This is a genomic window from Luteimonas kalidii, from assembly GCF_029887935.1.
Classification (GTDB): domain Bacteria; phylum Pseudomonadota; class Gammaproteobacteria; order Xanthomonadales; family Xanthomonadaceae; genus Luteimonas; species Luteimonas kalidii.
In genome coordinates, this window is record NZ_JARXRO010000007.1 from 153884 (window position 1) to 169030 (window position 15147).

Consider the following 15147-nt stretch of genomic DNA (forward strand, 5'->3'; position numbering starts at 1 on the left):
GGCGGCGCGTCGGGCGCCTCCGGATGCCGCGCCCACCGGCCACTGCCCCGGCACGGAAAGACGGCTATGCCCTGCCGGCGCACTCCGCGCACAGGCCGTGCACTTCCAGCGTCTGCGCCTGCGGCACGAAGCCCAGCGCCCGCGCGCGTTCGTCGAGCGCGGCCACCACTTCGGCATCCTCGAGTTCCACCGCGCTGTGGCAGCGGTCGCAGATCAGGAACGGCACCGAATGCTGCGCACTGTCGGGATGGTGGCAGGCCACGAAGGCGTTCACCGACTGCAGCTTGTGGATGAAGCCGTTGGCGAGCAGGAAGTCCAGCGCGCGATAGACCGTGGGCGGCGCGTCGGCCCCGGCGCCCTCGCCCGAGCGCACCATGTCGAGCAGGTCGTAGGCCTTGACCGGCCTGCCGGCCCCGGCGATCAGCCGCAGCACCCGGGCGCGGATCGGCGTCAGGCGCAGGCCGCGTGCCTGGCAGGCGCGCTCCACCGCGCGCACGAACGCCTGCGCGTCGTGCACGTGGTGGTGCGGATCGATGCAGCCGTGGTCGTGCCTGCCCATGAGGTTGATGATGGCGCCGCGGCGGCCGCTTCTCAACCGCCGGCCGGAACGCGTGCGATCGCGGCCTCGATCCGGCGCAGCGCCTGGTCGCGCCCGGCGAGGTAGACGGTATGCGAGATGTCGGGGCTGACCTGGCTCCCCGTGATCGCCACCCGCATCGGCTGGGCCACCTTGCCCATGCCCAGCCCCAGCGCCTCGGCGGTGGCATGGAGCGCTTCGCCGATGCCGTCCACGGTCCAATCCGTCAGCGCCGCCAGGCGTCCGTGCGCCTCGCGCAGCGGCGCATCGGCACCGGCCTTGAGGTGCTTGGCCACGGCCGCCTCGTCGTACTGTTCCAGCGGCCCGAACCACACCGCGGCGCGTTCGGCCATGTCCTTGAGCGTCTGTACGCGGTCGCGCAACGCGACCACGATATCCGCAGGCGCCGGTCCCTGCGCGAGGTCGTAGCCGCACTGGCGCAGGTGCCATTCCAGGTGGCCGGCCACGTCGGCCGGATCGTCGGTCTTCAGGTACTGCTGGTTGAGCCAGCCGAGCTTGGCCGGATCCAGGCGTGCGGCCTTGGCGTTGACGTCCGCGAGTTCGAACAGCTGCTGCATCTCGGCGAGGCTGAAGATCTCCTGGTCGCCATGCGACCAGCCCAGCCGCACCAGGTAGTTGAGCAGCGCGTGCGGCAGGTAGCCGGCATCGCGGTACTGCATGACGTCGGCCGCGCCGGTGCGCTTGGACAGCTTGGCGCCCTGCTCGTCGAGGATCATCGGCAAGTGCGAGAACGCCGGCACCGGTGCGCCCAGCGCCTGGTACAGGTTGATCTGGCGCGGAGTGTTGTTGACGTGGTCGTCGCCGCGCACCACGTCGGTGATGCGCATGTCGATGTCGTCCACCACGACCGCGAAGTTGTAGGTGGCGTAACCGTCGGGGCGGAAGATCACCAGATCGTCGAGCTCGCTGTTGGAGATCTCGATGCGGCCCTTGACCTTGTCGTCCCACGCGACCACGCCGTCGAGCGGATTCCTGAAACGGATCACGCGGTTGGGATCGTCGCGCCTGGCTTCGTTGCGATCGCGATATGCGCCGTTGTAGCGCGGCTTCCCGCCCTGCGCCATCGCCGCCTCGCGCATCGCCTCGAGCTCTTCCTTCGACTCGTACGCGTAGTACGCCTTGCCCTCCGCGACCAGCCGCTCGGCCGCCTCGCGGTAGCGATCGAGCCTGTGGGTCTGGTAGATCGGGCCCTCGTCGTAGTCCAGGCCCAGCCAGGCCATCGCGTCGAGGATCGCGTCGATCGCCGCCTGGGTGCTGCGCTCGCGGTCGGTGTCCTCGATGCGCAGGATGAATTCGCCGCCGCGATGGCGCGCCTCCAGCCAGCAGTACAGCGCGGTCCGCGCCCCGCCGATGTGGAGGTAGCCGGTGGGACTGGGGGCGAAGCGGGTACGGCAACTCATGGAGGGCGTTCGGCAGCGGAAACCGCACATTTTACCGGGATCGGTCGCGGCGACCGCGGCAGGAGGCAGCGGCGCCCCGCGGCGCGGATCGGATCCGGCTCTGGCAACCGGGTGTACCCGGGCGGCATCCCCGCGGCCTGCACCGCGTCGCGCAGGCTGGGAGGGACAGGCTGGCGCCTGCAGTTCGGCGCCGATCCGGGCCGGGGCGGGCGACAGTGACCATCGCCATGCGTCCGCCGTCGCACGCCGCCCTACAATCGCCCAAATGGCCACGCTGTTCGTCTCCGACCTGCACCTGGATCCGGCGCGCCCGGACATCACCCGCCTGTTCGGTGCCTTCCTGGACGGCGAGGCGCGCGCGTCCGATGCGCTCTACATCCTCGGCGACCTGTTCGAGGCCTGGGTCGGCGACGACGATCCATCGGAGACCGGAGCGTATGTCGCCTCGAAGCTGCACGGGCTCGCCGGGGCCGGCGTTGCGGTCCATTTCCAGCGCGGCAACCGCGATTTCCTCCTCCGCCAGGCCTACGCCGCGCGCGCGGGCTTCTCGATCCTGCCGGATCCGGCCGTGATCATGCTCGACGGCGCGCCCGTGCTGCTCAGCCACGGCGACGCGCTGTGCACCGACGACGAGGCCTACCAGGCGTTCCGCGCGCAGACGCGCGATCCGGAGTGGCAGGCGCGGTTCCTGTCGCAGCCGCTGGAGGCGCGCCTGGCGTTCGCCGCGCAGGCGCGCGCCGCCAGCACCGCGCGCCAGGGCGAACTGGCGCAGGCCGGGACCATGGAGGCGATCACCGACGTCGCCGCGGCCGCGGTCGAAGACCTGTTCCTGCGCTACGGCGTGGACACGCTGATCCACGGCCATACCCACCGTCCCGCGATCCATGCGCTGACCGTGGCGGGACGTCCCCGCCGCCGCATCGTGCTCGGCGACTGGTACACGCAGGGCTCGGTGCTGGCGTCGACCCCCGAAGGGTTCGACCTGCGGGCTCTGCCCCTGGCGGGCGATCCGGGCCGCTGAGTCGGGTGGCACGGGTTGGCGCGACGCCCGCAGGCGGCAACGCCCGCCGGGCAGGAATGGCGAAACTGTTCGACCTTCCGCCCCGCGGCGTCAGCGGCTTCCTTCCACCTGCATCAGTGCGGCCAGTTCTTCTTCGCTGAAGCCGGCCGCCGTGCGCGCCTCGACATTGAACGGGCCGTGCAGCACCGCGCGCGCGTACTCGGCCAGCAGGGCGCGGAACGTGGGCTCGGGCGCGACGCCGCGGCGTGCGCAGTACCAGCGGAACCAGCGGCTGCCGGCGGCGACATGCGCGATCTCCTCGCGCAGGATCAGTTCGAGGATCGCCACCGTCTCGTGGTCGCCGAGCGCGCGCAGCTTGACGATCATCCCCGGCGTCACGTCCAGCCCGCGCGCCTCCAGCACGCGCGGCACCAGCGCCATGCGCGCCAGCCCGTCGTCGGCGGTCTTCTCGCACATTTCCCACAGTCCGTTGTGGGCATCGAAATCGCCGTACTCGTGCCCCAGCGCGCGCAGGCGGTCGCGCAGCAGGGCGAAGTGACGCGCTTCGTCGTCCGCGATCCGCACCCAGTCCGCGTAGTACCCGGGCGGCAGGCCGCGGAAACGGTAGACCGCGTCCCAGGCCAGGTCGACGGCATTGAGCTCGATGTGGGCGATGGCGTGGATGAATGCGGCGCGCCCCGCGGTGCTGCCCAGGCCGCGGCGCGGCAGCTCGCGCGGATGCACCAGCTGCGGCCGCGCCGGCCTGCCCGGCATGCGGATGGCATCGGGGGGCGGCGCGTCGCCCGGGACCGGAAGCGCCCCGCGGACGAACGCCGCCGCGTGCACATGCGTCAACGCCAGCTTGTCGTCGACCGAGTCCGCATCCAGGCATTCGCGGGCGGCCTCCAGCAGCGTCGCCATCGCGGCGTCGCCGTCAGAGCGCGAGCCGGCGCTGGCGCTTGGCGTCGTCCGACCGCAGCTGCTTGATGCCCTCGAAATAGCCCGGCTCCACGCCGGTCACGTATTCGCCGCTGAAGCACGAGCTGTCGAACTTCATGCCCGGGAACTTCGGCCCTGCGACCGCGGTTTCGAGGTCGGACAGATCCTGGTAGACCAGCCAGTCGCAGCCGATCATGCGTTCGATCTCTTCTTCCGTGCGGCCGTGCGCGATGAGTTCCTCGGGCGTCGGCATGTCGATGCCGTAGATGTTCGGATGCCGCACCGGAGGCGCGGCGGACGCGAGGTAGACCTTGCGCGCGCCGGCGTCTCGCGCCATCTGCACGATCTGCTGCGAGGTGGTACCGCGCACGATCGAATCGTCGACCAGCAGCACCACCCGGTTGCGGAACTCGAGCGTGATCGGATTGAGCTTGCGCTTGACCGACTTCACCCGCTCGCCCTGTCCCGGCATGATGAAGGTGCGGCCGACGTAACGGTTCTTGATGAAGCCCTCGCGGTACTTCACCCCGAGCACGTTGGCGATCTCCAGCGCGGCATCGCGCGAGGTGTCGGGGATCGGGATCACGGTGTCGATGTCGTGGTCCGGGCGCAGGCGCAGGATCTTCTCGCCCAGGGTCACGCCCATGCGCATGCGCGCCTTGTGCACCGAGATGTTCTCGATCATCGAGTCCGGGCGGGCGAAGTAGACGTATTCGAAGATGCACGGCGCGTGCCCGGCCGCTTCACTGCACTGGCGGGTGTGCAGCTCGCCGCGCGGCGTCACCACCACGCCCTCGCCCGGCGCGATGTCGCGCACGCGCTCGAAGCCGAGGATGTCGAGCGCCACCGATTCGGATGCGATCGCGTATTCGTTGCCGGCATCGGTCTCGCGCTTGCCGAGCACCAGCGGGCGGATGCCGTGCGGATCGCGGAAGGCCACCAGTCCCAGGCCCAGCACGGTCGCCACGGCCGCATAGCCGCCACGCGCGCGACGGCCCAGGCCCTCGATCGCGCGGAACGCGGCTTCGGGGGTGAGCGTGCGGCTCTTGTCGAGCTCGTGCGCGAACACGTTGAGCAGCACTTCGGAGTCGGACTGGGTGTTGATGTTGCGCCGGTCCTGCTCGAACACCTCGCGCCGCAGGGTGTCGGTGTTGATCAGGTTGCCGTTGTGCGCCAGCGCGATGCCGTAGGGCGAATTGACGTAGAACGGCTGCGCCTCGTCGCTGCCCTCGCTGCCGGCGGTGGGATAGCGACAGTGGGCGATGCCGACGCGGCCTTCCAGCAGGCGCATCGTCTTCGCATCGAACACGTCGCGCACCAGGCCGTTGCCCTTGTGCACGCGCAGCTGGGTGCCGTTGGCGGTGGCGATGCCGGCCGCGTCCTGGCCGCGGTGCTGCAGCACGGTCAGGCCGTCGTACAGCGCGGTCGCGACTTCGGTGGTGGCGACGATACCGATGATGCCGCACATGACTGGCGATTCCCGTGGCTGAGGCGAACGTGCGAAGTGGAGGCGGTCGCCCGCCCGGTCAAGGATGCGCGCGGACCAGTCCGTCGAGGCCGGCCCTGGCCTTCACCTGCGACTTGAGCCGTTCCGCGTCCTCGCGGGTGGCCACCGGGCCGGCCTTGACCCGGGTCAGGCGTCCCTTGTCGGTATCGACCGTGTCCGTGAACGCGGCAAGTCCCTGGCCGCGCAAGCGGTCGCGCAGGCGGGTGGCATCGGCCGCACTGGCGAAGGCGCCGACCTGGACCGCGAACCCGACGTCGGCCGCAGCCGGCGGGGGCGTCGCGGCAGTCGCCGAGGTAGCGCTCGCTGACGCAGGAGACTCGACGGCCGCAGTGGCCGCAGTAGCCACCGCGGCCCGGGGGGGCGCCGCCGGGTTCGCAGGCGTGGCGGCGTCGGCATCCAGCGCGACCACCCGGGGGCTGACGTCGTCGCGCACCTGCGCTGCGCGCACCCGGACCACCTCGGCTGCCTCGCGCGAGGCGTACGGCCCCAGCCGCACCCGCTGCGCGCGACGTCCGTTGAGGGTGAAGGGTTCTGCATAGGCGGTCAGGCCGGCGCCCGCCAGCTGGCGCACGATCAGCTGCGCGTCCCGGGCATTCGAGAATGCGCCGAAGTGGACCGCATAGTCGCCGCCGGCCGTGGTGGCCGGCAGCGGCGTGGTGTTCGCGCCGGAGGGTGAAGGGACGTCATCGGTCTGCGCTGCGACGGCGGGCGCGGCGGGCGCGGACGCATGCAGCTGACGATCTGGATCCGCTGCGCCACTCGATGACGGCAGTGCGTTGCCGTCGGGCGAGGCGGTGGCGGTATCGACCGTGGGCAGCGGCTCGCCGTCGCGTGGCTCGGGGACCGGAAGCACGCCGCCACGGGGCGCATCGGCCGGCACCACCAGCGGAAGGTCGACGGTGCGGTAGCCGTCCTCGGGCGCCTCGGGGACGCGCATCGACAGGTCGGACACGCCGCTGTCGGGGGCCGGCCCCTTGACCAGCATCGGCAGGAAGATCACGGCCAGCGCGACCAGCACGGCGGCACCGATCAGGCGCTGTTTGAGTCCGGCTTCCATCGGGTTCCGATCAGGTTCGGCAAGAGCGGTGGGCGCGCGAATTATACGCCCGGGCCACCGGGCGCTTCTGAACCCGCGCCCTGCAGTGCGCGCAACGCACATTCGGCGGCATGGAATGATCCGAACACGAGCAGCCGGTCGCCGGGGCTCGCGGAGGCGAGCGCCGCAGCGAGCGCGGCAGCCGTGTCCTCGCCGCGACCCGTCACCTGGATGTCCGCCTCGCGCAGGCGCCCGGCGAGGTCCCCGACCATGAGTCCGCGCGCGCCGGCATCGGGGGTACCGGCGATCCACCAGTCGTTCACCGGGCCCCCGAGCGCTGCCACCACGCCCACGACGTCCTTGTCGGCCAGCGGCGCGTACACCGCGAGCGTGCGCCCACGCGCCGGCAGGGCGAGCCAGGCTGCGAGCGCACGCGCCGCCTGCGGGTTGTGACCCACGTCGACGAACACCTCCACTCCCCCGCGGACTACGTGCTGCAGCCGCCCTGCCAGTCGCGCGCCGGCAATGCCGCGTGCGATCGTCGACTCCGGAATGTCCAGGCCCAGCGCCCGCAGGGCCGCGATGGCGGTGGCCGCATTGCGCAGCTGGACCGGTGCGGCCAGTGCCGGCAGCGGAAGCTCCATGGCGTCGTTCAGCTCGCGCCAGCGCCAGCGTCCATCGCCCGCCGGCTCGAAGAAGAAATCGCTGCCGGCGCGGATGGCCGAGGCCCCCAGCGCGTAGGCATGGCGCAGCACGCTGGCCGGGGGGTCGTCCTCGCCCAGCACCAGCGGCTTCCAGGCGCGGGCGATGCCCGCTTTCTCCGCGCCGATCGTTTCGCGGTCGTCGCCCAGCCAGGCCTGGTGGTCGAGATCGACGGTGGTGATCACGGCGACGTCGGCGTCGACCAGGTTGGTCGCATCCAGCCTGCCCCCGAGCCCGACTTCGAGCAGCACGAGGTCGAGTCCTGCGCGTTCGAACAGCCACAGTGCCGCCAGGGTGCCGAACTCGAAGTAGGTCAGCGGCGTGTCCGCGCGCGCCTGCTCCACCACGCCAAAGGCAGCGGCCAGCGCGGCATCGCCCGCATCATGGCCATCGATGCGCACGCGCTCGTTGTAGGCGAACAGGTGCGGCGAAGTGTAGGCGCCCACGCGCAATCCGGCTTCGCGCGCGATCGCCTCCAGGAAGGCGACGGTCGAGCCCTTGCCATTGGTGCCCGCGACCGTGACCACGTGCGCCGCGGGCCGTCCCAGGCCCAGGCGCGCCGCGACGTCGCGCACGCGCTCGAGACCCATCGCGATGGAGGCCGGATGCTGGCACTCGATGTAGGCAAGCCAGTCGGACAGGGTCTTGGACATCGGGAGGGCCGGGACTCGATCGATCGGGGCGACGAAGACGCGCCGCATGCGCCGTGGATTCGCGACAGCGAACCGCGCGAACCGCCGACGCGGCAGCATTGCGCAGCCGGGGCGGGCTGCCAAGCCGCGTACGACGCGACCCGCACGGGCCGTGGCGGTGCGTGGAACCTGTACGACGGCTCCGGCCCGGGTTCGTCGGCTCCGGGTTTGCGCTCGGGCCTACAGGGCCCGGTGCACCGCCTCACCGAAGAATGCGGTGTGGTGCGAGCAGTCGTTCAAGCGCACCACTTCCAGATGCGCGAGATCGTCGCCCTCGAGCAGGTTGAGCGTGGTCGGCGCCTGGCGGTAGGTCCACAGGCGCGACAGCGGGATGCCCAGCACGTGGCAGAGCAGGACGCGGTTGACCGCGTCGTGCGCCACCACCAGGAGCGTATCGTCCCCGCCCAGCCCGTCCACGGACCACTCCAGCGCCTCCCAGGCGCGGCGGAATACCTGCTTGATCGACTCGCCGCCGCCGGGCATCAGCACCGTATCCGGTGCTTCGCGCCAGGCGCGCAGCAGGTCGGGGTCCCGCTCCGCGATCTCGCTGGCCAGCAGGCCCTCCCAGCTGCCGTGCGCGATCTCCATGAAGCCCATCTCGGTGGTCAGCATGGGCGCGCGCAGCTCGCCCAGCGCGTACTGCGCCGTGTGGTAGGCACGGGTCAGCGGCGAGCTGACCGCCTTGTCGATGCGCACGTCGCGCAGCCGCTCGCCCAGCAGCCTCGCCTGCTTCTCGCCCACCGGCGACAGCGGGATGTCCTCCTGCCCCTGGTAGCGGCCTTCGGCATTCCACGGCGTCTCACCGTGACGGGCAAGCAGGATTCTCATGCGGCAACGGGTCCGGGTGTTGAGGAAGCGGCCACGACTCCCCGCGGCGCGGCGCCTAGTCTAAGCCAAGCGGCCCGTACGTTGGCGCCGCCCTCAGCGTCGCGGTGCCACGCCCATCTCGCGCAGCAGCTGCGGCGCGGGATAGACCTCCTGCATGATCCAGCGCATGTAGCGCTGATCGACCGAGATGGTGCGGGTCATGTCGGCGTCGAATACCCAGTTCGAGACCACCGCCTCCCAGTTCATGTCGAACAGCAAGCCGACCAGCTCGCCGCGCGCGTCGAGCACCGGGGAGCCCGAGTTGCCGCCGGTGACGTCGAGATCGGACAGGAAGTTGACCGGAACGGCGCGCAGGCGGCGGTCGGCCAGGCCGCCATGGCGCTTCTGCGCGATCGCGTCGAGCAGCGCCTGCGGCGCATCGAACGGGGCCTCACCCGTGGCTTTCGCCGCCACCTCTTCCAGGCGGGTGAACGGCGCCTGCTCGCTGCCGTCGAGCTTGGTATAGGGCTTGACGTTGCCGAAGGTGATGCGCAGCGACGAGTTGGCGTCCGGGTACACGTGCCCGCCCTGGCTGCGGCGGTAGTCCGCCACCGCCTGCAGGTACGTGGCGCGCGTGGCGAGGCGCTCGCCCGCGCGCGCCTTGCCCTCGCGCTCGAGTTCCAGCAGCGTGGGCATCAGCGCGACGGCGTAACGGAGGGCGGGATCGCGGTTGCCTTCCAGTTCCTTGCGGTCGGCCTGCAGCCAGGCCATGCGGGTCCGGGTCTCGCCGATCGCGCTCTTCTCCAGGCGGTCGAGCGCGGCGTCGATCGCCGCCGCGTCGTCGCCGCCCAGCCACTCGTCGAGCGCCGGAAGCCGCTGAGCGGCGGGCAGCTTGACGTACTCGGCCAGCCAGTACCGCTGCAGTTCGCGATCCATGCCGGGCACGTAGCGGCGCTCCATCTGCTGCAGGTTGCCCTCGATGGTCGGCAGGTCGCGCGCCTGGTAGCCCTGTTCGCGGTCGCCGTCGGCTTTCTCACGCTCGATCGCGAGGCGATACAGGGTGATGGCGGCCGACATGGCACCGGTGTTGTGCAGCATGCGCACGACGAGATCGCGTTCGCGCGTCGCGCGCTCCGCCGCGTCGAGCGCGACCAGTCGGCGGTGGGCTTCGATCGCCGCCTCCCCCTCCGCGCCACGCGAGGCCAGCCACGCCAGCACCGCCGCCTCTTCGGCGCGCTTGCGTTCCGCCGCGCCGGTGCGGGCGAAGCCGCTGAGCTGGCCCTCGTAGTTCTTCATCACGTTTTCCCAGCCCCGCACCGTGCTGGCGTACTTCACCTCGATGTCGGGATCGGCCTTCCCGCGCGCGTCGACCAGCGCCGTCAGCGCCTGGTAATGACGGGCGACGGTGGGATAGGCCCACTGTTCGGTGTCTTCGAACTCGCCCGCCAGCGCATACCGGCTGGTGCGGCCCGGGTACCCGGCCACCATCACGAAATCGCCCGCGCGCAGCGGACGCTCGGCGATCTTCAGCCAGTGCCGGGGCTGATATGGCACGTTGTCCGGCGAGAACGCGGCCGGCTTGCCGTCGCGCCCGACATAGGCGCGGTAGAACGCGAAATCGCCCGTATGCCGAGGCCACATCCAGTTGTCGACCTCGCCGCCGTAGTTGCCGATGCTGCCCGGAGGTGCGTAGGCCAGCCGCACGTCGCGGATTTCGAGGTTCCGGAACAACCGGTACGCGTTGCCGCCGAGGAAGCTGTACATGCGGCAGTGGTATCCCGGCTCCGCTTCGCATTCGGCCACCAGCTGCTTCTCGATCGCATCGAGTGCCTGGGTGCGCGCCAGCGGCTCGGACTTGGCCGCGATCGCCGCATGTACGCGCTCCGTGACGTCGGTGATCGCGTCGAGCGCATAGATGCGGGCGTTCGGTCCTGCGGTGATCTCGTCGGCCTGTGCGGCGGCATTGAAGCCATCGCGCATCAGGTTGCGCTCCGGTGTCGAATTGAGCTGGATCGCACCGTACGCGCAATGGTGGTTGGTCACGACCAGTCCCTGCGGCGAGACGAAGCTCGCGGTGCAACCACCGAGCGAGACCACCGCGCCCAGCGGGTCGCCGGTCAGGTCGGCGAGTTGCGCGGGATCCAGGCGCAGGCCCGCCTTCTTCAGCGGCGTGGCGATCTCCGGCAACTGCTGCGGCACCCACATGCCTTCCGCGGCCCGGGCCTGCGACACCATGGCGACCGCCAGCACGGACAGGGCAAGGGTGAAGCGGGAGCGGTTGGACATGCGTCGGATCCGGACAGTCGTGATGGCCGCAGTCTAGCCACTCCGGGCGACGCACAGCCATGACGATGGTCATGCTCCGGTGCCAGCCCGCGGCGCGGGTGACCCCGACCCGGAGCGTATAATCGCGTCCATTCCGATTCGAGGCGACGCTCCCCATGGGCCGAATGATGAAGGCGCTGGTCAAGCGCGAAGCCGCAAAGGGCATCTGGATGGAGCAGGTGCCGGTGCCGGTGCCGGGACCGAACGAGGTCCTGATCCGGCTCGAGAAGACCGCCATCTGCGGCACCGATCTGCACATCTACCTGTGGGACGAGTGGAGCCAGCGCACCATCCGCCCGGGGCTGGTGATCGGCCACGAGTTCGTCGGTCGCGTCGCCGAACTCGGCCCCGGTGTATCGGGCTACACCGTGGGCCAGCGCGTGTCGGCCGAGGGCCACATCGTCTGTGGCCACTGCCGCAACTGCCGCGCCGGCAAGCAGCACCTGTGCCCCAACACGGTGGGCATCGGCGTGAACCGCGACGGTGCGTTCGCCGAATACATCGTGATGCCGGCGTCGAACCTGTGGCCGATCCCGGACCAGATTCCCTCCGAACTGGCCGCGTTCTTCGATCCCTACGGCAACGCCGCGCACTGCGCGCTGGAATTCGACGTGGTCGGCGAGGACGTGCTGATCACCGGCGCCGGCCCGATCGGGGTGATGGCCGCCGGCATCTGCAAGCACATCGGCGCGCGCAACGTGGTGGTCACCGACGTCAACGACTACCGGCTCAAGCTGGCCGCCGACATGGGCGCCACGCGCGTGGTCAACGTGTCCAACACCTCGCTCAAGGAGGTGATGGCCGACCTGCACATGGACGGCTTCGACGTCGGCCTGGAGATGAGCGGCAACCCGCGCGCGTTCAACGACATGCTCGATGCCATGTACCACGGCGGCAAGGTCGCCCTGCTCGGCATCCTGCCCAAGGGCGCGGGCGTGGACTGGGACCGCATCATCTTTAAGGGCCTCACCGTGCAGGGCATCTACGGCCGTCGCATGTACGAGACCTGGTACAAGATGACCCAACTGGTGCTGTCCGGCTTCCCGCTCGGCAAGGTGCTCAGCCACCAGCTGCATGCCGACGAGTTCCAGAAGGGCTTCGACCTGATGGAATCGGGCAAGTCCGGCAAGGTCGTGCTGACCTGGAACTGAGGTTCACGAGCGCGGAGACGGCCCGGCCGTCCGCCGTCATCTCGCACGCATCGCGGGCTCTGGTCCGCGCCACGGAGTCCACATGTCGCTGACCGACCGCTACGCCGCCACGCTGGACGAGATCCGCGAGGCCGGCCTGTTCAAGTCCGAACGCATCATCACCAGTCCGCAGTCGGCAGAGATCACGCTGGCGGACGGCCGACGGGTGCTCAACTTCTGCGCCAACAACTACCTCGGCCTGGCCGACCATCCCGACATCATCGCGGCGGCCAAGGACGCGCTCGACACCCACGGCTTCGGCATGGCGTCGGTGCGCTTCATCTGCGGAACGCAGGATCTGCACAAGGAGCTAGAGAAGACCATTTCCGGTTTCTTCGGCAAGGAAGACACGATCCTTTATGCCGCGTGCTTCGACGCCAACGGCGGACTGTTCGAACCGCTGCTGGGCGAGGACGACGCGATCATCAGCGACGCGCTCAACCACGCCTCGATTATCGACGGCGTGCGCCTGTGCAAGGCCCGGCGCTACCGCTACGCCAACTGCAACATGTCCGACCTGGAGGCGCAGCTGAAGCAGGCGCGCGCAGACGGCGCGAAGACGATCCTGGTCACCACCGACGGCGTGTTCTCGATGGACGGCTTCATCGCCCCGCTGGACGAGATCACCGCGCTGGCCGCGAAATATGACGCGCTTGTGCACATCGACGAATGCCACGCCACTGGCTTCCTCGGCGCTACCGGGCGCGGTTCGGCCGAGGTCAAGGGCGTGCTGGACCGGATCGACATCATCACCGGCACGCTGGGCAAGGCGATGGGCGGCGCACTGGGAGGTTTCACCACCGCGAAGGCGGAGGTCATCGAGCTGCTGCGTCAGCGCTCGCGCCCGTACCTGTTCTCGAACTCGCTGCCGCCGCACGTGGTGGCGGCCGGCACGCGCGCGTTCGAGATGCTCGACGCCGCAGGGGAATTACGCGACGCGCTTGCGCGCAACACGACCTATTTCCGCGAGCGGATGACGGCCGCCGGATTCGACCTGCGACCGGGCACGCACCCGATCTGCCCGGTCATGCTGTACGAGGCCCCGCTGGCACAACGTTTCGCCGAGCGGTTGCTCGAGGAAGGCGTGTATGCCATCGGCTTCTTCTTCCCGGTGGTGCCGAAGGGCCAGGCGCGTATCCGGACCCAGATGTCGGCCGCGCACACGCGCGCGCAACTTGACCTGGCGATCGACGCATTCGTGCGCATCGGCCGGGAACTGGGCGTCGTTCCGACCTGACCCCTCCCCGCTCGCCGCCCGGTCCGAGCTCAGGGCACGGGCCTTCGGTTCTCGACAGGGAGACAGCCGCCGACGCGGCTACTGCTCCGGGGCCACCTCGGGTGCCGGCGCGACGGCCGCGGGAGGCGCGGGAGGCGCGACCCGCCGCCCGGCGCTGTAGCCGTTCGCCTGGAGCCAGGCATCGAAGTCGTCGGCCGTCATGCGCTTGCCGTTCTGGGTCATGTTGAACCGGTACGGCGTGTTGTCGTGTTCGGTCTTCTTGACGTAGCCGGCTGCCGCCGGCGCGATCACCGCACCGGTCGCCGGCACCGCAGCGGCGACGCTCTGGCAGCCTTCCACGCGCAGCCGCCACAGGACGTTGTCGACCGACTGCGATTCATCGAAATCGGGGGCGAGCACGCCACGCTGCGAACCGAGCTGCGGATTCGCGATCACGAAGCCAGCGGCCACGGGCGCGAGCACGGTGGGCTGTACGGCGAGGGGTTGCGGCAGGGCCGCACCCTGGCACTGCGTGGACGCGTGCGCATTCAACGCCGCCACCGAAAGCACCACCACCGCCAGTCCACGCATCGCCGCGACTCCCGCACTCATGAATTGCGCGGGAGTGTAACAGCGCCATTCGCGCTGGCAAGACCGTGCGTCGTGATCATGGCGCATCCGCAAAGACACAAAAAAAGGAAGCCCGGCACGGGGCCGGGCTTCCTGGTCTGCAACTGCAACGCTCAGAGGATCAGTTCTGGACGTTGAGCTCGGTACGGCGGTTGACCTCGCTCTTGCAGCCCGGCAGCGTCTGCGCCGTCGGCTCCAGCGGACGGCTCTCGCCGTAACCGGTCGGACCCATCAGGCGGCCGGCATCGATGCCGTTGCTGGTCATGTAGTCGTACACCGCCGACGCGCGACGCTCCGACAGACCCTGGTTGTAGGCGTCCGAACCGCACAGGTCGGTATGGCCGGCCACTTCGACACGCAGGTCGGGATAGCGCTTCAGGATCTCCACCGCCTCGTTCAGGATCTGCACCGCGTCAGGACGCAGCGTCGAACGGTCGAAGTCGAAGTTCACGCCGTTCAGGTCGATCGTGATCGGAGCCGGCGGCGGCGGCGGAGCCGGGGTCGGCGGCGGCGGCGGCGGCGGGGCCACCGGCGCGGTCGGCTCCGGACCCAGCGGGATGATCACGCCCACCGACGCGATCACGTCGCTGAAGTAGCTCTCTTCCTGCTGGTGCGGGTAGCCACCCGAGTCCACGCCGCTCTCGGCAGCATAGCTCTGGTCGTCGAAGTCGAACCGGGTCGCCACCTCGGCGCGCACCGCGACACGGCGCGAGAAGTCGCCCTGCAGACCGACGCCGATCTTGGCCGCCAGATTGCCGTCCTCGCGCTCCGCCGGCGAGTTCGCGCTCGGGAACGCGTCGTACTCTTCTTCCGAGCGCTGGTAGCCCAGACCGAACAGCACGTACGGCGCCCAGTTGCGCTCCTCATTGATGAAATGGCGGCGCAGGTCCAGCGAGATGCCGTACTGGCTCCAGTTCAGATCCTGGTTGTGATCGAAATTGGGGTTCTGGTAATTGACTTCACCTTCCACCGACCAGACCGGGCTGATGAACTTGCCCACACCCAGCGCAACCGCCGGGGCGTCATTGGTGCGGCGATCGTTGTCCTGGAGATTGAAGCCGGCCGAGCCGCTGATGTACCAGCGATCGTCGAATTCCTGCGCAGA

The 15147-nt window shown here is 70.0% G+C and carries 13 protein-coding genes; 3 read left to right on the forward strand and 10 right to left on the reverse strand.

The features are described from left to right. Positions 1-64: 64 nt before the first annotated feature. Positions 65-559: a transcriptional repressor gene (locus QFW81_RS01505; protein WP_280576792.1), complete on the reverse strand. Its 495-nt coding sequence runs from the start codon at positions 557-559 to the stop codon at positions 65-67. 32 nt (positions 560-591) lie between these two features. Continuing rightward, the gene (gene gltX, locus QFW81_RS01510) at positions 592-1998 is read right to left on the reverse strand and encodes a glutamate--tRNA ligase (protein ID WP_280576793.1); all 1407 of its coding nucleotides are present in this window, start codon (positions 1996-1998) and stop codon (positions 592-594) included. Positions 1999-2263: 265 nt separating this feature from the next. Here gltX and QFW81_RS01515 point away from each other — a divergent pair, with 265 nt between their 5' ends. Then, positions 2264-3019, forward strand: a complete 756-nt coding sequence (locus QFW81_RS01515; RefSeq protein WP_280576794.1) for a UDP-2,3-diacylglucosamine diphosphatase — start codon at positions 2264-2266, stop codon at positions 3017-3019. Positions 3020-3109: 90 nt separating this feature from the next. On the opposite strand, the gene QFW81_RS01520 is transcribed toward QFW81_RS01515, so the two are convergent. The 6 genes from QFW81_RS01520 to QFW81_RS01545 form a co-directional block, all read right to left on the reverse strand. Continuing rightward, complete coding sequence (locus QFW81_RS01520) at positions 3110-3919, reverse strand: ferritin-like domain-containing protein (protein ID WP_280576795.1); 810 nt, start codon at positions 3917-3919, stop codon at positions 3110-3112. Between the two features lie 13 nt (positions 3920-3932). Beyond that, a complete protein-coding gene (purF, locus tag QFW81_RS01525; RefSeq protein ID WP_280576796.1) occupies positions 3933-5405 on the reverse strand; it encodes an amidophosphoribosyltransferase in 1473 nt (490 codons plus the stop codon). 58 nt (positions 5406-5463) lie between these two features. After that, positions 5464-6501, reverse strand: a complete 1038-nt coding sequence (locus tag QFW81_RS01530) for an SPOR domain-containing protein (RefSeq protein WP_280576797.1) — start codon at positions 6499-6501, stop codon at positions 5464-5466. A gap of 41 nt (positions 6502-6542) precedes the next feature. Continuing rightward, entirely contained in the window at positions 6543-7835 is a 1293-nt protein-coding gene (folC, locus tag QFW81_RS01535) for a bifunctional tetrahydrofolate synthase/dihydrofolate synthase (RefSeq protein ID WP_280576798.1), read from the reverse strand. A gap of 219 nt (positions 7836-8054) precedes the next feature. Further along, positions 8055-8702 (reverse strand): histidine phosphatase family protein, encoded by a 648-nt coding sequence (locus QFW81_RS01540; protein ID WP_280576799.1) that lies wholly within the window; start codon positions 8700-8702, stop codon positions 8055-8057. 93 nt (positions 8703-8795) lie between these two features. Beyond that, entirely contained in the window at positions 8796-10967 is a 2172-nt protein-coding gene (locus tag QFW81_RS01545; RefSeq protein ID WP_280576800.1) for a S46 family peptidase, read from the reverse strand. A gap of 155 nt (positions 10968-11122) precedes the next feature. On the opposite strand from QFW81_RS01545, the gene tdh reads away from it, so the two are divergent. Together tdh and kbl are read left to right on the forward strand one after the other, a co-directional pair. Continuing rightward, a complete protein-coding gene (tdh, locus tag QFW81_RS01550) occupies positions 11123-12157 on the forward strand; it encodes an L-threonine 3-dehydrogenase (RefSeq protein ID WP_280576801.1) in 1035 nt (344 codons plus the stop codon). A gap of 82 nt (positions 12158-12239) precedes the next feature. Continuing rightward, the gene (gene kbl / locus QFW81_RS01555; RefSeq protein ID WP_280576802.1) at positions 12240-13433 is read left to right on the forward strand and encodes a glycine C-acetyltransferase; all 1194 of its coding nucleotides are present in this window, start codon (positions 12240-12242) and stop codon (positions 13431-13433) included. 78 nt (positions 13434-13511) lie between these two features. Here the strand turns inward: kbl and QFW81_RS01560 are convergent, their stop codons facing one another. Both QFW81_RS01560 and QFW81_RS01565 read right to left on the reverse strand, forming a co-directional pair. Then, entirely contained in the window at positions 13512-14024 is a 513-nt protein-coding gene (locus tag QFW81_RS01560; protein WP_280576803.1) for a hypothetical protein, read from the reverse strand. Positions 14025-14163: 139 nt separating this feature from the next. Next, positions 14164-15147: OmpA family protein (locus QFW81_RS01565; RefSeq protein WP_425603946.1), on the reverse strand; the 984-nt coding region annotated here is incomplete at its 5' end.

What these genes read in the sequence shown, in the direction of transcription:
- kbl (WP_280576802.1), top strand. Translation starts at nt 12,240, where the DNA reads ATGTCGCTGACCGACCGCTACGCCGCCACGCTGGACGAGATCCGCGAG.
- QFW81_RS01515 (WP_280576794.1), top strand. Translation starts at nt 2,264, where the DNA reads ATGGCCACGCTGTTCGTCTCCGACCTGCACCTGGATCCGGCGCGCCCG.
- gltX (WP_280576793.1), bottom strand. Translation starts at nt 1,998, where the DNA reads ATGAGTTGCCGTACCCGCTTCGCCCCCAGTCCCACCGGCTACCTCCAC.
- QFW81_RS01545 (WP_280576800.1), bottom strand. Translation starts at nt 10,967, where the DNA reads ATGTCCAACCGCTCCCGCTTCACCCTTGCCCTGTCCGTGCTGGCGGTC.
- QFW81_RS01505 (WP_280576792.1), bottom strand. Translation starts at nt 559, where the DNA reads ATGGGCAGGCACGACCACGGCTGCATCGATCCGCACCACCACGTGCAC.
- folC (WP_280576798.1), bottom strand. Translation starts at nt 7,835, where the DNA reads ATGTCCAAGACCCTGTCCGACTGGCTTGCCTACATCGAGTGCCAGCAT.
- purF (WP_280576796.1), bottom strand. Translation starts at nt 5,405, where the DNA reads ATGTGCGGCATCATCGGTATCGTCGCCACCACCGAAGTCGCGACCGCG.
- tdh (WP_280576801.1), top strand. Translation starts at nt 11,123, where the DNA reads ATGGGCCGAATGATGAAGGCGCTGGTCAAGCGCGAAGCCGCAAAGGGC.
- QFW81_RS01540 (WP_280576799.1), bottom strand. Translation starts at nt 8,702, where the DNA reads ATGAGAATCCTGCTTGCCCGTCACGGTGAGACGCCGTGGAATGCCGAA.
- QFW81_RS01560 (WP_280576803.1), bottom strand. Translation starts at nt 14,024, where the DNA reads ATGAGTGCGGGAGTCGCGGCGATGCGTGGACTGGCGGTGGTGGTGCTT.
- QFW81_RS01520 (WP_280576795.1), bottom strand. Translation starts at nt 3,919, where the DNA reads ATGGCGACGCTGCTGGAGGCCGCCCGCGAATGCCTGGATGCGGACTCG.
- QFW81_RS01530 (WP_280576797.1), bottom strand. Translation starts at nt 6,501, where the DNA reads ATGGAAGCCGGACTCAAACAGCGCCTGATCGGTGCCGCCGTGCTGGTC.